The sequence below is a fragment of the Streptomyces sp. NPDC021225 genome (genome assembly GCF_044332865.1).
Taxonomy (GTDB): Bacteria; Actinomycetota; Actinomycetes; order Streptomycetales; family Streptomycetaceae; genus Streptomyces.
The window spans coordinates 86,853-106,576 of record NZ_JBIRPV010000017.1 but is presented as its reverse complement, the minus strand read 5'-3'; the positions used below and the strand labels follow the sequence as shown (position 1 = coordinate 106,576).

The following is a 19,724-nucleotide window of genomic DNA, read 5'->3' as shown; positions in this document are numbered from 1 at the left end:
GTCAGGGAGTGGGGCGGGGGCACCTCGTACCGGATGCCGGCCCCCACTCCTCAGCCCGCCGGGGACCCCGCCAGGGACATGAGCGCGCCCGGAGCCTCGTCCACCGAATCCACCAGCGCGATCCGGGCCCGCATGGGCCTGCCCTCGGCGAGCGCCTCGAGCAGCGGCCAGGTCGGCAGGCGGCGCGTCCAGTGGTCGCGGTCCACGAGCACCATCGGCGTCGGCTCGCCGCGCGACTCGTAGTAGTTCGGCGTCGCGTTGTCGAAGATCTCCTGCACGGTCCCGGCGGCGCCCGGGAGGAACACCACCCCCGCGTTCGACCGCGCCAGCAGGCCGTCCTCGCGGGTGGCGTTGGCGAAGTACTTCGCTATGTGCGAGGCGAACGCGCCGGGCGGCTCGTGCCCGTAGAACCAGGTGGGGATGCCCACCGACGCGCCGCCCTCCGGCCAGCGCTCGCGCACCGCGAAGGCCGCCTCGGCCCACTCGCCGACGGACGGCCGGAAAGAGGGGGTCTTGGCGAGCAGTTCGAGGGACTCGTCCAGCATCTCGTCGGCGAACGGGGCCGCGTACGCGCCCAGGTTGGCGGCCTCCATCGCGCCCGGCCCGCCGCCCGTGGCGACCGTGAGCCCGGACCGCGCCAGCGCCCGCCCCAGCCGGGCCGCGCCCGCGTACCCGTCGGACCCGCGCTCCAGGGCGTGACCGCCCATCACACCCACCACCCGGGCCCCGACGAGGAGTTCGTCGAGGGCGTCGGAGACGGCGTCGTCGTGGATGGAGCGCAGCATCGAGGAGAAGATGTCGCCGTCGGCCTTGGTGCGCTGGAACCAGGCGTACGCGAGGGCGTCCGGCGTCCCCGCGTACCCCCGCTCCGCCAGCCCCTCGAACAGCTCCCGGGGCGAGTAGAGGGTCCCGCGGTAGGGGTCGAACGGCAGCCCGGGCACCGGCGGGAAAACCAGCGCGCCCCCGGCCCGCACCTTCGCGGCGGCCTCCGGCTCCATCGGGCAGCCGAGGAAGACCGCCTCGGCGGTGTCCGTGTCGAGCAGCGCCCGCGTACGGCCCGTCAGGTCGACGGACTGGACGCGGTAACCGGCCAGGGTGCCGCGCGCCACAACCTCGTCGAACTCCCGCAGGGACTCGATCTCCCGGTCGGGGCACGGGTCTTGGGCGGCGGTGGAAGCGTCGTCGGTCAGCACGGCGCCATGCTACTGGCGGCGGTACGCGCGGTCCCGTCCCGCAGGTGAGCCGGCGAGAGCGGCCGGGAACCCGGCCGGCTCGGACGGTGAACGTCGCGCCCGGAGCGGGGGTCAGTGGTCGAACGGAAGCGTGCTCAGCTCGGCGACCGCCCAGGTCAGCGGCGTCAGCAGGACCAGAAGCGCCACCCCGCGCAGCGCCGCGGCGCTCCGCAGCAGCCGCAGGGACGCGCCCAGGCGCCGCAGCGCGTCCGTCGTCCTGCCCCGCGCGCTCTTCGCCTCGAGCGCCGCGGTGAGGGCCGAGGCGGTGGCGCACATCATGATCAGCGCGGCGCCCAGGCCGGTGAGCGGGCCGAAGGGGCGGGTACCCGACGGCCCGGCGCCGCTGCCGTAGAGCGCGACCGCGGCGTACGCGCCGGCGGCGACGGCGCACAGCACGCCCACCGAGTGCCCCAGGCGCCCCGCCTCCTGCTGCAACACCCGCCCGGCCAGCAGCCGCAGCGGGCCCGGACGCCCGGCGGACAACAACCTCCCGCACAGATGGGTGAGGCCGGGCCCGGCCAGCACCAGGCCGACCGCCGTCAGCACCCAGCCGCCCACCACGCCGGGCGGGCTGCCCCCGAGCCCGCCGGGCAGCGGCAGCAGCGCCTCGGGCGGAGGAGGCGGGCCGCTGTCCATACTGTTCGTGTACGCCTCCAGCGCGATTCCCGCCGCGATCAGCGCGATGCCCCAGGGCAGCCGCCGGGACGCGTGGTCCGGCGGCGCGGCGCCGCGCGGGCCTTCCTCCGCGCCCCTCGCCCGCGCCCGCCCGCCCGCCCGCGCGCCCCGCGCCCGCTGCGCTCCCCGGGGCCACAGCCGGACCGCGCAGGCCGCGGCCGCCACCGCCGGTACGACGGCAAGCAGCGTGACCATCGCGGCCCACGGCAGCGGATGCCCGGCGCCGAGCGGGCCGCTCGCCCTCCCGCTCGCGCCATCGGCCCACAGCAGCCATGAGCCGCCCAGATCGCCGCGGAGCTGGAGGAAGAGCAGCAGCGCCGGCACACAGCCCAGCGAGCACGACAGGGCGGCCGAGGCGGCCGAGAGCTGGGCGGACCTGGCCGGGCCGCCCCCGGCCGCCGCGAAGGCCGAGCCGAACGGCACGCTCGGGTCGGCCCGCGCCACCGCGACCGCGAGCTGGGCCATGGCGGCCAGCGGCACCGCGCACCACAACAGCCGCACGACCGCTCCGTCGGTCTGGTCGGGGTGTCCGGCCGCGTATCCCAGGGTGCACAGCAGCAGAAAGCCCGTGCCCGCCGCCGCGGTCGCGACCAGCGACCGCCGCAGCAGCGCCAGGGGCCGGGCGCCGCGGGCTAGGCGGAGACTGAGCACGCCGACCTGCCCTCGGCCTCGGAGGAGTGGGCCGCGCCCACGCGGCGGCCGTCCAGCAGCGCCACGGTGCGGTCCGCGAGGGTGGCCACCTCCTCGTCATGGGTGGCCAGGAGCACCGTGATGCCGTGCGAGCGGGCCGCCGTGGTCAGGGTGCGCAGCACCTGGGCGCGGTCGGCGCTGTGCAGCGGGGCGGTGGGTTCGTCGGCGAACAGCACGGCGGGCGCGGAGGCCAGCGCGCGGGCGATCGCGACCCGCTGACGCTGCGCCTGGAGGAGGGCGGCGGGGCGCCGCCGGGCGCAGTCGCCGACGTCGAGCCGGTCGAGCCACTCGTGCGCGGCGCTCTTGGCCTCGCGCCGCCCGGCCCCGCGCAGCATCAGTGGCAGCGCGGCGTTCTCCCAGGCGGTGAGCTCGGGGATGAGCCGGGGCTCGGTGTCGACCCACGCGAAGTGGTCGCGGCGCAGCTGTTCGCGGCCGAGCGGGGAGAGGGTGTGCACGGGGGCGCTGTTGAACCACACCTCCCCGTGGTCCGGGACGAGCAGGCCCGACAGGCACTTGAGCAGGGTGGTCTTGCCGCAGCCGCGCGGTCCGGTCACGGCCAGGATCTCGCCGTCGCGGGCGCCGATGGAGACATCGGCGAGCGCGGGCGACCCGCCGTAGGCGTACGTCAGGGTGCGTGTCCAGAGCACGTCGTTGTCCGGCGGAGCCACCATACGAAGCACCTCGCCTCAGCTGCGGTCGTCCGTCTGTTCCCCCGGTTGGGTGAACGAGCGCAGGGCCAATGGGTCACTGGCACGGTAAGGACTCCGCCTCCTGCGCGCGCCCAGGCTCGGCGCGGGCACGCTGTCATTTCCTCCGATCAGCCCTCTGTCCGCCCGGTACCGGTGGGATGGGCCGCGCCCCGGAGCCCTGATGTGACCGAGGCCCTCGCCGAACCTCTCGGTGGTGCGCAGGCCCGCGGACTACTGTGGGTGTCTCACCCATCGGACACCTGACAGGGAGGGGTGGCACGTGACCACCGAACTGCGTCGTCTGCGCAACTACATCGACGGAGAGTTCCGGGACGCCGCGGACGGGCGGACCACGCAGGTGGTCAACCCCACCACGGGCGAGCCCTACGCGACGGCGCCGCTCTCCGGCCAGGCCGACGTGGACGCCGCCATGGCCGCCGCCGCGGCCGCCTTCCCGGCCTGGCGCGACCTGGTCCCGGGCGAGCGCCAGAAGGCGCTGCTCAAGATCGCCGACGCCTTCGAGGCGCGCGCCGGGGACATGGTGGCCGTCGAGTCCGAGAACACCGGCAAGCCGCTCGCCCTCACCGCGAGCGAGGAGATCCCGCCCATGATCGACCAGATCCGCTTCTTCGCGGGCGCGGCGCGGATGCTGGAGGGGCGCTCGGCCGGCGAGTACATGGACGGGCTGACCTCGATCGTCCGGCGTGAGCCGATCGGGGTGTGCGCGCAGGTCGCGCCCTGGAACTACCCGATGATGATGGCCGTGTGGAAGTTCGCGCCGGCGCTGGCGGCGGGCAACACCGTCGTCCTCAAGCCCTCCGACACCACCCCCGCCTCCACCGTGCTGATCGCCGAGATCATCGGCGAGGTGCTGACGGAGCTGGGCCACCCGCGCGGCGTCTTCAACGTCATCTGCGGCGACCGCGAGACCGGCCGGCTGATGGTCGAGCACTCCGTGCCCGCCATGGCCTCGATCACCGGCTCGGTCCGGGCCGGTATGCAGGTCGCCGAGAGCGCCTCGAAGGACATCAAGCGGGTCCACCTGGAGCTCGGCGGCAAGGCGCCCGTCGTGGTCTTCGAGGACACCGACATCGCCAAGGCCGTCGAGGACATCTCGGTCGCGGGCTTCTTCAACGCCGGCCAGGACTGCACGGCGGCCACCCGCGTACTGGTCCACGAGTCGATCCACGACGAGTTCGTGGCCGCCCTGGCCAAGGCCGCCGCGGACACCAGGACCGGCGCCCCCGACGACGAGGACGTGCTGTACGGCCCGCTCAACAACGCCAACCAGCTGGCGCAGGTCAGCGGCTTCATCGAGCGGCTGCCCGCACACGCCAAGGTCGAGGCGGGCGGCCACCGCGTCGGCGAGAAGGGCTTCTTCTACGCGCCCACTGTTGTCTCGGGGCTCAGGCAGGAGGACGAGATCATCCAGAAGGAGGTCTTCGGCCCGGTCATCACCGTCCAGCCCTTCACCGACGAGGCCCAGGCCGTGTCCTTCGCCAACGGCGTGGAGTACGCGCTGGCGTCGTCGGTGTGGACCAGGGACCACGCGCGCGCGATGCGGATGTCCAAGGCCCTGGACTTCGGCTGCGTGTGGATCAACACCCACATCCCGCTGGTCGCCGAGATGCCGCACGGCGGCTTCAAGAAGTCCGGCTACGGCAAGGACCTGTCGGCGTACGGGTTCGAGGACTACACGCGGATCAAGCACGTGATGACCTCGCTGGGCTGACGCCTTGGACGGCACGGTTCCCGGTACGCGCCCGCCGTGTCCTGGGAACCGTGCCTATCGTTACACCGCACGGCCCCGCACCCGAAGCGCGGCGGGGAGGAGCACGGCCGTGACCATCGAGCTGACCGACAGGGTTGTACTGACCGACAGGATCGAGATGGCCGACAGCGGAGAGCTGACTCTGGACGACTTGTTCGAGCGGCTGGAGCAGATGCCAGTCCCCGAGGGCTACAAGGTCGAGATCGTCAAGGGGGCCATCTTCATGTCGCCGCAGCGGAGGAATCACTGGGACACGATCAGCGCTGTCTATGAGCAGTTGCGTGCCCAGTATGCGAGGAAGCGCCTGGCATCGGACGTCCGGTTCGACTTCCCGGACCTCAACGGCCTCTGTCCAGACCTGGTCGCCCTGAAGGAGGACGCGAAGGCGGACGACAAGGGCCGGTGCAGGCCCGAGGATATGGAGTTCGTCCTCGAGGTCATCTCCAAGTCGACGGCCGCCAACGATTACGGCGACAAGAAGGCGGTGTACGCCGAGGCCGAGGTGCCCGTGTACCTGATCGCCGATCCGTACACCGGCAGGTGCCACCTCTACACGCACCCCAAGGGGAGCGAGTATCTGAGCGAACTGACGGTCGCCTTCGGCGAACCGATCGACTTGACGGGCACGGTCGTCGGGCTCACCCTCACCACGGACGAGTTTTCCCGCGACTGACACCCAGCAGCGCACAGAGCGCCCCGATCCGGTTGGTCGTGATCGAGTCGACGCCCGCGTGCAGCAGCCGCGCCATGGACCGCCGGGTGTCGGCGGTCCAGGCGGAGACCAGCAGCCCGGCGGCGTGGTCGCGGGCGACCAGCTCCGGGGAGATCAGCCCGAAGCGGTAGTTGAGCCAGCGGGGGCGCAGCTCGGCGAGCAGCGTCGGGCGGGGCGGGGTCAGCGTGGTCCAGGTCAGGGCGATCTCGGCGTCCGGGTCCTCGCCGCGCACGGCGTACATGGCCGCCGGACCGCCGCAGTAGTAGGCGCGGTCGGCCGCCCCGGACTCGTGGACCTCGGTGACGGCGCAGTGCGCGGCCGAGGCGTCGGGGAGGTCGATCATCACGCGGGTCGAGTCGGCTGCGGCGAGGGCGTCCCGCAGAAAGGGGACACCGCCGCCGGTGAGCCGCCGCACCTCGTTGCCGGTCAGCGCGGCGAGGGGGCGGTCGTGCCCCCACAGCCGCTTGAGGGTCGCGTCATGGAGCAGCATCGGGACGCCGTCCTCGGTCAGCCGCACATCGATCTCCACGGCACCGGCCCCCGCGAGCACCGCGGAGCGGATCGAGGCCAGGGTGTTCTCGCGGCACACATACGGGTCGCCGCGGTGGCCGACCGCCGTGCACGCCGTGGCCGATGCGGTCATCGGCCCGCGGCCGCCGTGTAGCCGTCGATCTCGGCCGACAGCCGCGCCTTGTCCGCCGGTTCCATGAAGGACGCCTCGACCGCGTTCTTCGCGAGGGCCGCGACCCCCGCCGCGTCCAGGTCCAGCAGCCGGGCCGCCACCGCGTACTCGGTGTTGAGGTCCGTGCCGAACATGGGCGGATCGTCGCTGTTGATGGTCACCAGCACCCCGGCCTCGACCATCTCCCTCAGCGGGTGCTCGTCCAGCGTGGCGACCGCGCGGGTGGCGATGTTGGAGGTGGGGCACACCTCGAGCGGGATCCGGCGCTCGGCGAGGTGTGCGAGCAGCTTCGGGTCGCGGGTGGCGCTGGTGCCGTGGCCGATGCGCTCGGCGCGCAGCTCGGTGAGCGCGTCCCAGATGGTCTCGGGGCCGGTGGTCTCGCCCGCGTGCGGGACGCTGTGCAGCCCGGCCGCGATGGCGCGGTCGAAGTACGGCTTGAACTGCGGGCGCGGCACACCGATCTCGGGCCCGCCGAGGCCGAAGCCGACCAGGCCCGCCGGGCCCAGGTCACAGGCGATGCGGGCGGTCTCCTCGGCGGACTCGAGCCCCGCCTCGCCGGGGATGTCGAAGCACCAGCGCAGCACGGTGCCCAGCTCGGTCTCCGCGGCCTTGCGGGCGTCCTCGATCGCCTCGACGAAGGCGACGTCAGGGATGCCGCGCCGCGTCGAGCTGTACGGGGTGACGGTCAGTTCGGCGTAGCGGATGTTCTGCCGGGCCATGTCGCGGGCTATCTCGTAGGTGAGCAGCCGTACGTCGTCGGCGTCGCGCACGAGGTCGACGACGGAGAGGTAGACCTGGATGAAGTGCGCGAAGTCGCGGAAGACGAAATAGTCGGCGAGCGCCTCGGGGTCGGTGGGGACCTTGGAGTCGGGGTGGCGGGCGGCGAGCTCGGCCACGATGCGCGGGGACGCCGAGCCGACATGGTGCACATGCAGCTCCGCCTTGGGGAGACCGGCGATGAAGGTGGTGAGATCGGTCAACGGATCCTCCGGGAGGCGGCCGGCTGAGACGGGCTCCGGTCATCGTAATCGGGTGCCCGCCCGGGGTCGGCACAGGCCGGGTCGGGGGCTGGGTACAGGCCGCGGCGGGGCCCGGTCCGGGCCGCTACACGGGCCGGGCACAGGCCGTAGCATGGGCGGACATCACCTGGGGGGAGAGCATGGCCGACCAGCCTGAGCATTCCGGACAGCCGCCGCGCCCGGAGCCGCGCGAGAGCGATCCGTGGGCCCCGCCGGAGCAGCGGGTGCCGCTGGACAAGCCGACCGCCACGCCTTCGCCGGCCGCACCGTCGGTGGGCGCGTCGCCGCTGCCGGGACCACCGCCCGTGCCGGGCGCGCCGCTGCCGGGAGCGCCCCCCGTCCCGCCGCCGAGCCCGGTGATGGGGCCCGGCGCGGTACCCCCGCCGCCCCCGGCGCCGACCGGCCCCGGCACGCCGAGCGCCTACCAGCCCCAGCCCGGGCCGTACGGGGCGGGCCCGTACACGACCACCGGCTACGGTCAGCCCGGCTATGGCCAGCCCGGTTACGGTCAGCCCCCGTACGGAGCACAGCCCGCCTACCCCGGCTACCCGGGCTACGGCTATCCAGGCCCGGCCTACGGGCCCGCGCCCTTTGCCCCCGACAACGGCAACGGCACGGCCGCCCTGGTGCTGGGCATCGTCGGCGCCGTCCTCTTCTTCAGCATCGTCTTCGGCATCATCCTCGGCGTGCTCGCGATCATCTTCGGGGTGCTCGGCCGCGCCAAGGCCGCGCGCGGCGAGGCCGACAACGGCGGACAGGCCCTGGCCGGACTCATCCTCGGGGTGGTCGCCGTGGTCGCGAGCGTCGTGATCATCTTCGTCTATAACGCGACGGACGACTACGACCCGGACGCAGGCGGACCCGGCTACTCCGATGCGGCCGCCGTGGCCGTGTACTCTCCGGCCGACAGTCGCTGACGGGCCTCCATCAGCGCGAAGCCCAGCAGATTCAGCCCGCGCCAGCGGGCCGGGTCCTGGGCCCGCTCGTCGTCCGCCGCCAGGCCGATGCCCCAGACACGGTCCAGCGGGCTGGCCTCCGCCAGCACCCGCGCCCCCGTCCCCAGCAGGTACTCGCGCAGCCGCGGATCGGCGCCGAACTTGTGGACGCTGCCCTGGACCACCAGCTCGAAGCGGTGTCGCTCCCACTCCGCCTCGTCGAAGCCGAGCACCGAACGGCCCGCGTCCTTGGCCTGCTTGGGATGGACCGCCTCCAGCGCCCGCCGTTCCGCTTCCGCGTCGCCGAACAGCCGGGCCTTGCCCGCCATCATCCAGTGCTCTGCCGTGGCGTACCGGACGCCGTCGACGACGAACTCCGAGGGCCACCACTGGCTGAAACACCCGGGACCCACGCCCCCGCCACGCGGCGGCCGATGCCCCCAGAACCACACGTACTTGAAGCGCTCGCCACGCTCCACCCGCTCGGTCAGCTCCGCCACCGAACGCGGCCCCCCGTGCGCCGAATCCGAAACCGAATCCGAAACCGAACCCGAAACCGAATCCGTATCCCCGTTCGTCTCCATGCCCGGATTCTCGCATCCGCCACCGACAGCACGTGATGAGCTGCCGTAACGGCTTGTGCTTGTAGTTCCGTCAGCCCATAACATTGCACGGCACTTCATCAGGAGGGGAGACAACTCATGTCCGCAGCCAACCCACAGCCCGGCCCATACGACCCGAACCAGTACGGTGCGCCCCAGCCACCCGTCCAACCGCCCACTCAGCCGCCCGGCCAGCCCCAGTACTACCCCGGGGCCGGCTACCCCGCCGCGCCGCCCGTCTACCCGGGGGCCGCCGGGGCCGCCGGGATGCCCATGCAGCAGAGCAACGGCATGGGGACCGCCGCGCTGGTCTGCGGCATCGTCGGGCTGGTGTGCGGGATCACCTACTTCCTGTGGTTCTTCGCCATCATCCTGGGCATCCTCGCGATCATCTTCGGCGCCATCGGCAAGGGCAAGGTGGGCCGCGGCGAGGCCAGCAACGCCGGGTCGGCCACCGCGGGCCTGGTCTGCGGAATCATCGGCATGGTCGTCCCCGCCATCTACCTGATGGCCCTCGACGCCGCACTGGACTCCATCTTCTAGTCGGGTCCCGGGGACCGAAAGCGGTGACGTCGGCGCCGCCCCGATGACCTGGGCCATCGCTTGGCGATGGTCGGTGACGGGGTGGCGGGCCGACGGTGTGGAACACAGCCGTCGATGCGAACAGCGGGAGGCGGCACGGGAGTCGACCTGCGCTTGTAGGGTGACCGGGTGCATCGGGATCTCTTCGCGGCGTTGACGGCCGGACGTACCGAGCCCTTGCGGGACTGGCTCTCCCAGCAGGACGTCAGGACCAGCACGTTGAGAGCGCTGCCGCGCTGGGACGCGGAGGCTCCGAGGGACGGCGTGCCCACCAGCCGCAGACCTCCGGGCAGGAGAGTGGAAGCGGCGCAGGAAGTGGCCGTCCAATTGCCGCGGGCCGCGCGAGTCGCCGGCGGCCCGGCCCTCCTGCTGCTGTACATCCTCCTGGAAGTCGAGGAGGCATGGGAAGTCTCCTATCACTACCGCCCGTTGTGGGACACCTTGCGTGGTGCGCAAGACGCATTACGTGATCAGCCGCTGGGGCTCGCGGAGGGGGACCAGGCGGCCGCGGGGGCCGTTCTGGCGCTGATGGAGAGCCTGGACGCGCAAATCCTGACGGAAAACGCCTTGATGTGCGGGCGCCTGGCCAGTTGCGCCGACGCTGCCGAACTGGCAGTGGAAAAAGGGCGTGAAGCCGTGGATCTGGCCCTGCGGGCAGCCATCGGCCTCCCGGAATTGAGCACCTGGCTCGTGGCGGTGGCCAGGCGGTACTGCCTCTGGCATGAAGCGGTCGCCCGCGCCGCGCGGGCGATTGTGGCGTTCTTGGACACGGGCGCGTCGCTCGACGACGCGATTTCCGCCGTCGCGGAAGCGGAGCGGGCGATGGCCGGCCATCGCTGGCGCAGCGAACTGAGGGCCCATCGGGCCAGTCTCCTGGCGCTCAACCAGCACAAGGACGCCGAATGGTTGCGCATCGACCATGGAAGCGTGGTGTTCATCTATCCCTTCGCCGTCCGCGGGCTCACCCCCGAGCAGGTGGTGGCGGCGGGCGGCGATGCCGCCGGGTGGCGGTTGGCCGGGGCCGCTCCGCTCGATGTTCATGACGCACTCGACCTCGATGACATCTGGGACGGTTCGGACCCTTTGGGGCGGGGCTATGACGGCACTTTCCTCGAACTGCCCGACGTCGCCATCCGCAGTGTCGACGGAATCGAGCTCGGGACGCTCACCGCGCAGATTCTGTTCTCTCGCCTTGGAAATCACTATGTGAGATTCCATGCTGAACTCGTCGAATCCTCGCCCATGGACGTCCATGCCATGCTGATGCGCGCCGCACCGGAACACGGGGTCGTGCGCGTGGGATTTCGGGCCGCCGAGCCGGACGGGCAGGTCTGGCCCAGGCTCTCGGACTTCGCCATGCAGCTTGTGGACGATGTGAGCGTGGCACTCCAGGAGTCCGCAGGGGGGAACTCGGTCCGCAGCGTGGCCAGGCCGGGTATGTTTCAGGTTGTTGTCTCGGTAAACGAGGCCTCGAAGGCCTTGGGTCCGGCCGGGAACAGCGGCAGAAGTGAAGTGCTCACCGTCGAGGAATTCAATTCAGCGGTGGGAGCTCAGGTTCTCACCAGCCCGGTCGCCTCCGACATCGGATCCCTGGCCGAGTGGATCCGCTATCCGGCCCATGATTCGGCTGGGGTCGACGCGATGGGCCTGACCACGGACTGGACGGTGCGGACCTGCAACACCGTGCTCCTGGTGGCTCCCGGAACACCTGAATGGGTTACTGGAACCCGCAGCAGCATGGCCGAGTTCGTGGCCTCTCTCGATGGCCTGTTCGCGGGCTGGTCGCATGAGCTGGCCAGCCACTACACGAGGGCCAAGGAATTCCAGCGCAGGGTCGCCGAGGCGGGGGCGATGGACGATCTCCCGGCGGACGCGCTCGGCGATCTCTCCGCCCAGCTGGACGAGGAGCGGCTGCGGCTGAACAATTTCGCCGTCGAGGCCCGCTCAACGATGGCCCTGATACGTTCGCCTTCACTTGTTTCCTCCCCCGTGTGCGCCGCCATGCTCGGATTGCTGCTCGACCGGTCCGGATACCACGCGCGCGTCGAGGAGATCGTCCTGAAAATCGAAGAGGTCGCACACGAACAACTCGGCTTGGCGATCGAAAAACTGTCGCAGCAGCGTGCCGATCGGGAATCCAGGGAAGAAGTCAGAACTGAACGGCAGCAGCGTGCAAAGCTTGACACCATGCTCGCCGTCATCGCCGCCGTGGGCGTCTCGGGCCTCGGCCAGATATTGCAGGCCGGTTATGACATTCAGGCGGCAGGTGCGGTGGCGATCATCATGGTGATCGTGATTATGGCGGTTCTGGTGGGCGGCTGGTTCTGGCGGGCAGCCGGAAGAAGGGATTCGTAGGGTGCGTCCCGGGTTGCGTATGGTGCACGTGGGTGATGGCGATGACGCCCTGCTCTCGCGGGTGTACGGGGACCTGCTGCTCGCGTACTTCCCAGCGAACGAGCTCGAGTCGTTTGACGAACTGCGGTCGGGGCTGGCGAAAGATCTCAGACTCGTCACCACGATCGTGAACGAGGATTCTCTGCCCGTTGCCGTTGCTGTCGGCGACTGGTCACCCGAGTCGGGGGTGCTTCTGCTCGCGTACCTCGCCGTCCACACCGACGCCCGCTCCAGCGGACTCGGCGGCTGGTTGATGGAGGAGGTGAGCGGTGGTTGGCAACGTCGCTTCCGGCCCCGGCTGACTCTCACAGAACTCGAACATCCGCTGGCTCATGAAAGCGATGAGGTACTCGGCGACCCCGTGGCGAGGCTGCGTTTCTACGCACGATGCGGCGGCAGCGCTCTCGACGTGCCGTACTTCCAGCCGGCCCTGGGCGGCGGCATGGACCGGGTCTACGGGATGCTCCTCGTGATGCTGTCGGGCGGCGCCGAAGCGGATGAGCGGTCCGGTGCCAAGGTCCCCGCCGGTCCTGTACGGGAGTTCATGGAGCGGTATTTCCTCGACACCGAGGGCGCGATCCCCGTCGACCTGCCCGCCAGGCGATTGTGGCAGGCGATGGATCGCCCTGGAGGCATTCCTCTGCTTCCCCTCACCGACGTGCGGAGGCTACCCCTGTCCGTCCCCGGGCGACTCGGCCGCCCGTGACGGTGGGGCGGACGCCATCGCACGTTGCCCCCACCACAGCGCCCACAGCAGACAGCCGGACAGACACCAGCTCCCCGCCACGTCCAGCGGCCAGTGGTAGCCGCGCCGGACCAGCCCCACACCGACCGCGAGGTTCACCAGCACCACCGCCCCGATGAGCGCTCGGCGAAGCGGCAGGCCGCGGAGGTACGGGCGCAGCAGCAGAACGGCCGCGCCGTAGGCGACCGCGGCGGTGGCGGCGTGGCCCGAGGGGTAGAAGCCGGAGCCGTCGGCGAGGGGGCCGGGCGGGCCGGGGCGGTCGACCAGCGCCTTGACCGGGGCGACGAGGGCCGGCACCGCCGCCATCGCCGCGGCGGCGGCCAGCGGCGGCGGCCACCAGCGCACCGCCCCGGCGCGCCGCTCCCGCCACGCCGCCCAGCCCAGCACGGCCGCGAGCACCGGCAGGGCCACGGCCATGTTGCCGAGATCGGCGAAGAACTCGGCGGCGGGGGAGGGGAGGAGCGTGGGGCCGAGTCCTGAGGACGCGGTGAGCGCCCTGGCGAGCCGCTCGTCGAGGGAGTGCAGCGGGCCGTGGGCGGCCACCTGCCAGGTACACAGCGCGAACAGTGCCAACAGCGCCGCCGGCGCGAGGACGGGCGCGAGGGCTGCCCGGGAAATGATCGGCGGCCCCGGAACAGGGGGGGTGGTTCCGGGGCCGCCGTAGTGACCGGTGTACCGCGCGCCCCGGGGGGTTTGGGGCGGGCGGCCATCCGATCGGTGAGGAGATCCGGAGCCGGAGGCTCCAGTGGTGTGCGCGAGGGCACAGCCGGGTCGGGGCTGGGGAAGCACCGGCTCGGCGTCGCTCGCAGTCCCCTGCGAGCGGGGTGTTTCTCTCATCTGCCATGACCGTACGGCAGCGAAGGCGCGCCCGACAGGCCGATCACCCAGCTGTCATCGCCCTCGCACATCTTCTTCACGCCGCCCATCGATCACTCACAGTCACAGCAGCCCGAACGCCTCTTCGAGGATGTCCAGCCCCTCGTTCAGCAGCTCCTCGCCGATGACCAGCGGCGGCAGGAAGCGCAGCACATTCCCGTAGGTGCCGCAGGTCAGCACCAGCAGGCCCGCGGCGTGACAGGCCTTGGCCACCGCCGCCGTCGCCTCCGGGTTCGGGTCCTTGGTGCCGGACTTCACCAGCTCGATGGCGATCATGGCGCCGCGGCCGCGGAGGTCGCCGATGATGTCGTGCTTCTCCTGGAGGGCGGCCAGGCGGGTTTTCATGATGTGTTCGATGCGCTGGGCTTTGCTGTTGAGGTCGAGGTCGCGCATGGTCTGGATGGAGCCGAGAGCGGCGGCGCAGGCGACGGGGTTGCCGCCGTAGGTGCCGCCGAGGCCGCCGGTGTGGGCGGCGTCCATGATGTCGGCGCGGCCGGTGACGGCGGCGAGGGGGAGGCCGCCGGCGATGCCCTTGGCGGTGGTGATGAGGTCGGGGACGAGGTTTTCGTGTTCGCTGGCGAACCACTGTCCGGTGCGGCAGAAGCCGGACTGGATCTCGTCGGCGACGAAGACGATGCCGTTGGCGCGGGCGAAGTCGGCGATCTTGGGGAGGAAGCCCGGGGCGGGCTCGATGAAGCCGCCCTCGCCGAGGACGGGTTCGATGATGATGGCGGCGACGTTGTCGGGGCCGACCTGCTTGGTGATCATGTCGATGGCCTGGGCGGCGGCTTCGTCGGCGCAGTTGTCGGGGCCGGTGGGCCAGCGGTAGGGATAGGCGACCGGGACCCGGTAGACCTCGGGCGCGAACGGTCCGAAGCCGTGCTTGTACGGCATGTTCTTCGAGGTCAGCGCCATGGTGAGGTTGGTGCGGCCGTGGTAGCCGTGGTCGAAGACGACGACGGCCTGGCGCTTGGTGTAGGCGCGGGCGATCTTGACGGCATTCTCGACGGCTTCGGCGCCGGAGTTGAAGAGGGCGGACTTTTTGGGGTGGTCGCCGGGGGTGAGGGCGGCGAGTTCCTCGCAGACCTCTACGTAGCTCTCGTAGGGCGTGACCATGAAGCAGGTGTGGGTGAAGTCGGCGAGCTGGGCGGTGGCGCGGCGGACCACGGCTTCGGCGCTGGAGCCGACGGAGGTCACGGCGATGCCGGAGCCGAAGTCGATGAGGGAGTTGCCGTCCACGTCCTCGATCACCCCGCCGCCCGCCCGCACGGCGAACACCGGCAGAACGGTCCCGACCCCGTTCGCCACCGCCGCGGTCTTGCGCGCGAGCAGCTCCTGGGACTTCGGGCCGGGAATCGCGGTGACGACGCGGCGCTCCTGCGGGAGGGACGGGCCTCCGGACAATTCGGTCATGGGTGCTCCAGGTGGTCCAGGGGAAGAACGGCGGTATCAGCGGTATTACTCGCAGGCTAGGCGGGGTGGGGCGGGTGCGGCATGTTCCGTTCGGGAGCAGTGGGCGTGTTGCGTTGTCCTCGGCGGACATAGCGCGGAGCTCCGTCACTGCCGCTCGGTCGCGGCCCGCGGGACGCGGGTACCGCCGGGGTCGCTGAACTCCCCGGCCGGGAACACTAGATTGGACGCCGGCGCGTCAGTGCGCGTCAGCGCGGTGACACGAGGCAAAAGCACAGCAGGTCAGGGGTCAAGGGGCAGCAGATGGACACCGACGGCACGTTCGACTCACGCGGCACCCACCGCAACGCACCCCCACACCCGGCCGCCCCACCCCCGTTCTCCACCCCTCCGCCTTTCCCTGCTCCACCCGCCGGGCCGCCGCCCGCCGCGGGGCTGCCTGCGCATCCCCACCAGACGCCCCCGACCCCGCCTCAGCCGTTGGTCCCGCCGCCCGCAAGCCGTCCGGCGGGCCCGCCGCCGATGCCGCCGGGCCCGGCTGGGGCTCCGTCGGGGGACAGGCCATCCCTGATCGCCTGGCTGCGTACGTCCCGGCCTGAGGCCGCGCCGGGGGTGTGGACTTACGGGTACAGGCCCAAGGCGCCGGAGGATCCGGAGCGGATTCCTGACCGTCGGCTGGTTGCCGGGGCGCTCATCGCGGCGCTCTGCGGCTGGCTGGTGGGGGCGATGCTCTGGAACAACTATTTTGGCGGCTACTGGTTGTGGCCACTCGATTTGCTGACCCCCGACTCCTGGGCCGAGAACGGGGAGATGGCGTATGTCGTCGCGACGTACGCCTATTACGCGATCTTCGCCTTCGCCATCATCGTGATCTTCGGTCGCGTCGGCCACTGGGCCGAAGTCTGGCGCCGATACGTGGCCCCCCTCTTCCGCCGCGCATGGGACGACCCCGGCTCCTCCCCCGTCCCCACCGACCCCCAGGCCGACCCCGCCCAGTGGCCGGAGCTGCGCGCCTCCGGGGCGCACAGTGCGGCTGATCGGCTGGCGGAGGAGGCGCGGGCCGGGCGGATGAACGATGTGGATCACGCCCGGATCCAGCGGGCCTGGCAGACCGTGCGAGCCGGACGGGGCTCGCTCGCCGCCTTCACCGACACCGTGCTGCGCCAAGGCGCCGCCGCGCATACGCACCCTTCGGGCGCGCGCGACCTGCCCGCCCGTACGGCCGAGCACGACCTGGTCGCCCGCCAGGTCCGCATCGGCACCGCCGTCGACGACCTCCGCAACCCCTACCAGCACCGCGGTGTCGGCCTCGCCCTCGACCCCGATGTGCTCGGCACCTCCCTGCTGGCCGTCGGGCCGGCCGGGACGGGGAAGACCGGGCGGCTGGTGCGGCCCGTGGTGGAGGCGCTGTGCCTCCAGGCGCTCGCGGGGCAGGTGGCCGTGGTGGTCGTGGGGGCGGCGGGGTCGGGGCTCGGCGGCGACGAGGCGTTCGACGTCGTGGTGAAGGTCGGGCGCCCCGACTCCGTGTACGACCTCGACCTGTACGGCGGCACCAGCGACCCCGACGAGGCCGCGGGCGTCCTCGCCGAGGCCCTGATCGGTGATATGACGGCCTCGTTGCCGGGCGGGGACAGCCGCCGGGCGGCCACGGCGCTCGCCCAGCTGCTCGGCCCGTATCGCGCCGCCCACGGCCGTTTCCCGTCCGTGCCCGAGCTGCGCGAGCTGCTGGACGGCTCGAAGGTTGCGGTGAGCGCGCTCCGCGAGGCGCTGGACGCGGCCGGGCAGTCGGCGCAGGCGCGTGAGCTGGATGCGCGGGTGCGGCAGGCCGGTAGCCCCGGTGATGTGGGGGCGCTGCTCGCCGACCGGATCGCGCTGCTCGACCGGCCGGTGTTCGCCGACTTCTTCGACACGCGCGGCGACCGCCGTCCCTTCTCGCTGCGCGCCCTCGAGCACCCGCTGCGGGTGCGGATCGATCTGCCCGAGCGCGGCCATGTCGAGGCGTCCCGGATGCTGGCCCGCCTGGTCCTGGCGCAGTTCACCGAGTGCGCCGTGGGCCGCGCCGACCGGTCGCTCTTCGCCTGCCTGGTCCTCGACGACGCCTCGCACACCGTCACCCCCGAGGCGCTGCGCGGCATCCAGCGACTGCGCTCCGCCAACGCGGGCGTCGTCCTGACCCTGCGCACCCTGGACGATGTGCCCGAAATGCTGCGCAGCGCGCTGCTCGGCGCGGTCGGCTGCCGGATGGCCTACGCCGGGGTGACCACCTGGGACGGGGCGCGGTTCGCCGAGGTGTGGGGTACGGAGTGGGTCGAGGCGCGGGACGTCACCGACCGCCAGATCATCGCGGAGGAGCCCTTCACCAAGGTGTTGCACTTCATCCGGAAGGTGGTCACCGGCAAGGCCGTGACGACCCAGTCGGTGACCGTCCGGAAGGTCGAGCGCGAGCGCTGGTCGGCCTCGGAGCTCGCGCACGCGGTGCCCGCGGGGCACGCCGTGCTGTCGGTGACCTCCGTCCGGGGCGAGAGCGGCCCGCCGGTGCTGGTGGATCTGCGCGCCTGACTTCCATACGTGCGGGGGTGCGGGCACCCCGCCCCCGGCAGCCCTGGCGCCCCGTCCGCTCCCGCGCACAGCCGAAATTCGATGTTCCTCGATTTCCTGAATTCGTCCATTGAGGCAGAATCGGTTGCGGCCGTTCATACGGGACGGCAAAGTCTTCGTGCCGAAGTCGCACGGAAACCGCATCGAAGCCCACCGAAGGTGCCATGCCTCCCACCCTCGCCTCACTGGTCCACCACACCGCGCTGAAGCTGTCCGTGCTCGCGGGGGAGGACCGGCTGGAGACGCCCGTGCGCTGGGCACACGTCAGCGAGCTCGCCGACCCCGTGCCCTATATGGAGGGCGGCGAGCTGCTGCTGACCACCGCGATGAAGCTCGACGCCGAGGATCCGGAGGCGATGGGCCGCTATGTGCGGCGGCTGGTCGGAGCCGGGGTCGTGGGGCTCGGGTTCGCGGTCGGGGTCAACCATGACGAGGTGCCCGCCGCGCTCGTGACCGCGGCGAAGGAGGAGGGCCTGCCGCTGCTGGAAGTGCCGCGTCGCACCCCCTTCATCGCCATCAGCAAGGCCGTGTCCGCGGCCATCGCCGCCGAGCAGTACCGCGCGGTGACGGCCGGGTTCGAGGCGCAGCGCGAGCTGACCCGGGCCGCGATCGGCGCCGAGGGGCCCGCCGCGCTGCTCGCGCGGCTGGCCGCGCACCTCGACGGCTGGGCGGCGCTGTACGACGCGTCCGGCGCGGTGGTCGCGGCCGCCCCCGACTGGGCGGCCCGGCGCGCCGCCCGGCTCACCGCCGACGTGGAGCGGCTGCGCAGCCGCCCCGCCCCCGCGAGCGCCGTCGTCGGAGGCGGAGGCGGAGGCGGAGGCGGAGGCGGAGGCGGCGCCGGGGCCGGGGACGAGGACGACGGCGGCGACGGCGGGGCAAGCGGTGCTGCCGAGGGTGCGGATTCGGCCGATGAGGCGGTGGCGGACCGGGTGGAGCTCCAGTCGCTGGGCACCGGCCGCCGGACCCGCGGCGTGCTCGCGGTCGGCACGGGCGCGCCCCTGGGCACCGCCGAGCGCTATGCCGTGCACTCGGCGGTGGCGCTGCTGACCCTGACGACCGAGCGTTCCCGCGCCCTCCAGGAGGCCGAGCAGCGGCTCGGCGCCGCCGTGCTGCGGATGCTGCTCGCGGGCGAGCCCGACCATGCCCGGGCGGTCGCCGGGCAGCTGTACGGCGGACTGCTGGACGCGCCCTTCCGGATGCTCGTCGCCGAGGCCGCGCCGGGCGGCGGGTCCCAGCAGCCGGGCGCGGCGGCCGTGGCGGACGAGCCGGCGGCGGAGGGCCAGGTCGGCACGGGGCAGGCCGGCACGGGTCAGGCCGACGCGGCCCCCGGCGGTACGGGCGCGGGCGGCTCGGCAGCGGCCCGTAAGGGAACCGGGACAGCCAAAGGCACCGGCGCGGCACAGGCCGAGGCGGCCCCGGCGGACGACCCGCTCAGCGCGCTCGCCGACGCGATGGAGGCGGCCGCCGCCCGCGGCGGCGAGGCCGTGCTGGTGGTGCCCGACGGCGAGCGCCTCATCGTGCTGGCCCCCGACGGTGGCGCCGCGGTCTCCGCCTGCGGCGAGCACGCCGAGGCGGTCGAGAGCCGCCGCGGCACCGCGGCCCGCCCGCGCGACCGCAGCGCCGCGCCCCCGGGCGACGACCTCGGCGACCTCGTGATCGGGTTGTCCGCCCCGGCGGGCCCGACGGCCGCCGCGGCCGCCTACCGCCAGGCGGAGCAGGCGCTCTCGGTGGCCCGGCGACGCGGCCGGGTGCTGGTCGAGCACGAGGAGGTCGCCGCGGGCTCGGTACTGCCGCTGCTGGCCGACGACGCCGTACGGGCCTTCGCCGACGGCATGCTGCGGGCGCTGCGGGACCACGACGCGACGGGCCGCGGCGACCTGGTGGCCTCGCTGCGCGCCTGGCTGTCCCGGCACGGCCAGTGGGACGCGGCGGCGGCCGACCTCGGTGTCCACCGGCACACCCTCCGCTACCGGATGCGCCGCGTCGAGGAGATCCTCGGCCGCTCGCTGGACGACCCCGATGTGCGCATGGAGTTGTGGCTGGCCCTCAAGGCCACCGCGCCAGGAGCCCCGCACAGCTGAGCCCACCCACCCCAACCCCGTCCCCAGCCCG

16 protein-coding genes are annotated in these 19,724 nt (G+C 72.5%); 8 read left to right on the top strand and 8 right to left on the bottom strand.

What is annotated here, in order from left to right; all coding sequences use genetic code 11:
- Positions 1–50: 50 nt before the first annotated feature.
- The 3 genes from ACH4S9_RS42505 to ACH4S9_RS42495 all read right to left on the bottom strand — a co-directional run bounded on the left by ACH4S9_RS42505 (position 51) and on the right by ACH4S9_RS42495 (position 3,268).
- Positions 51–1,193, bottom strand: a complete 1,143-nt coding sequence (locus ACH4S9_RS42505; protein ID WP_311727769.1) for a Rossmann fold nucleotide-binding protein — start codon at positions 1,191–1,193, stop codon at positions 51–53.
- Between the two features lie 111 nt (positions 1,194–1,304).
- Positions 1,305–2,558, bottom strand: coding sequence for a hypothetical protein (locus ACH4S9_RS42500; protein WP_398377023.1), 1,254 nt, complete (start codon positions 2,556–2,558; stop codon positions 1,305–1,307).
- Complete coding sequence (locus ACH4S9_RS42495) at positions 2,540–3,268, bottom strand: ATP-binding cassette domain-containing protein (RefSeq protein WP_352133774.1); 729 nt, start codon at positions 3,266–3,268, stop codon at positions 2,540–2,542. The genes ACH4S9_RS42500 and ACH4S9_RS42495 overlap by 19 nt, the downstream gene beginning before the upstream one ends.
- 298 nt (positions 3,269–3,566) lie before the next feature.
- Between ACH4S9_RS42495 and ACH4S9_RS42490 the strand changes: the two genes are divergently transcribed.
- Both ACH4S9_RS42490 and ACH4S9_RS42485 read left to right on the top strand, forming a co-directional pair.
- Positions 3,567–5,018: a gamma-aminobutyraldehyde dehydrogenase gene (locus tag ACH4S9_RS42490; protein ID WP_398377022.1), complete on the top strand. Its 1,452-nt coding sequence runs from the start codon at positions 3,567–3,569 to the stop codon at positions 5,016–5,018.
- A 157-nt stretch (positions 5,019–5,175) separates the two neighbouring features.
- A complete protein-coding gene (locus ACH4S9_RS42485; RefSeq protein ID WP_398377049.1) occupies positions 5,176–5,730 on the top strand; it encodes a Uma2 family endonuclease in 555 nt (184 codons plus the stop codon).
- Here ACH4S9_RS42485 and ACH4S9_RS42480 read toward each other — a convergent pair.
- Positions 5,702–6,412 (bottom strand): glycerophosphodiester phosphodiesterase, encoded by a 711-nt coding sequence (locus ACH4S9_RS42480; RefSeq protein ID WP_398377021.1) that lies wholly within the window; start codon positions 6,410–6,412, stop codon positions 5,702–5,704. The genes ACH4S9_RS42485 and ACH4S9_RS42480 overlap by 29 nt on opposite strands.
- Positions 6,409–7,431 (bottom strand): adenosine deaminase, encoded by a 1,023-nt coding sequence (locus ACH4S9_RS42475; protein ID WP_311727764.1) that lies wholly within the window; start codon positions 7,429–7,431, stop codon positions 6,409–6,411. Before ACH4S9_RS42475 ends, ACH4S9_RS42480 begins: the two co-directional genes overlap by 4 nt.
- A 179-nt stretch (positions 7,432–7,610) precedes the next feature.
- On the opposite strand from ACH4S9_RS42475, the gene ACH4S9_RS42470 reads away from it, so the two are divergent.
- The gene (locus tag ACH4S9_RS42470) at positions 7,611–8,387 is read left to right on the top strand and encodes a DUF4190 domain-containing protein (protein WP_398377019.1); all 777 of its coding nucleotides are present in this window, start codon (positions 7,611–7,613) and stop codon (positions 8,385–8,387) included.
- Here the strand turns inward: ACH4S9_RS42470 and ACH4S9_RS42465 are convergent.
- Positions 8,336–8,989, bottom strand: coding sequence for an NADAR family protein (locus tag ACH4S9_RS42465; RefSeq protein ID WP_311727762.1), 654 nt, complete (start codon positions 8,987–8,989; stop codon positions 8,336–8,338). The genes ACH4S9_RS42470 and ACH4S9_RS42465 overlap by 52 nt on opposite strands.
- 117 nt (positions 8,990–9,106) lie before the next feature.
- Here ACH4S9_RS42465 and ACH4S9_RS42460 point away from each other — a divergent pair, with 117 nt between their 5' ends.
- The 3 genes from ACH4S9_RS42460 to ACH4S9_RS42450 all read left to right on the top strand — a co-directional run bounded on the left by ACH4S9_RS42460 (position 9,107) and on the right by ACH4S9_RS42450 (position 12,689).
- Positions 9,107–9,550 (top strand): DUF4190 domain-containing protein, encoded by a 444-nt coding sequence (locus ACH4S9_RS42460; RefSeq protein ID WP_398377018.1) that lies wholly within the window; start codon positions 9,107–9,109, stop codon positions 9,548–9,550.
- A 336-nt stretch (positions 9,551–9,886) separates the two neighbouring features.
- Positions 9,887–11,944: a hypothetical protein gene (locus tag ACH4S9_RS42455; RefSeq protein WP_398377017.1), complete on the top strand. Its 2,058-nt coding sequence runs from the start codon at positions 9,887–9,889 to the stop codon at positions 11,942–11,944.
- Between the two features lie 19 nt (positions 11,945–11,963).
- Positions 11,964–12,689, top strand: coding sequence for an N-acetyltransferase (locus ACH4S9_RS42450; protein WP_398377015.1), 726 nt, complete (start codon positions 11,964–11,966; stop codon positions 12,687–12,689).
- Here ACH4S9_RS42450 and ACH4S9_RS42445 read toward each other — a convergent pair.
- Both ACH4S9_RS42445 and gabT read right to left on the bottom strand, forming a co-directional pair.
- Entirely contained in the window at positions 12,651–13,301 is a 651-nt protein-coding gene (locus tag ACH4S9_RS42445) for a phosphatase PAP2 family protein (RefSeq protein WP_398377014.1), read from the bottom strand. The genes ACH4S9_RS42450 and ACH4S9_RS42445 overlap by 39 nt on opposite strands.
- A 366-nt stretch (positions 13,302–13,667) precedes the next feature.
- Positions 13,668–15,017 carry a 4-aminobutyrate--2-oxoglutarate transaminase gene (gene gabT, locus ACH4S9_RS42440; RefSeq protein WP_398377012.1) on the bottom strand — a complete coding sequence of 450 codons (1,350 nt, stop codon included), beginning with the start codon at positions 15,015–15,017 and terminating at the stop codon, positions 13,668–13,670.
- Positions 15,018–15,317: 300 nt separating this feature from the next.
- Between gabT and ACH4S9_RS42435 the strand changes: the two genes are divergently transcribed.
- Positions 15,318–17,573 carry an ATP-binding protein gene (locus ACH4S9_RS42435; protein WP_398377011.1) on the top strand — a complete coding sequence of 752 codons (2,256 nt, stop codon included), beginning with the start codon at positions 15,318–15,320 and terminating at the stop codon, positions 17,571–17,573.
- A 203-nt stretch (positions 17,574–17,776) separates the two neighbouring features.
- The gene (locus ACH4S9_RS42430) at positions 17,777–19,693 is read left to right on the top strand and encodes a PucR family transcriptional regulator (RefSeq protein WP_398377010.1); all 1,917 of its coding nucleotides are present in this window, start codon (positions 17,777–17,779) and stop codon (positions 19,691–19,693) included.
- Positions 19,694–19,724 lie beyond the last annotated feature (31 nt).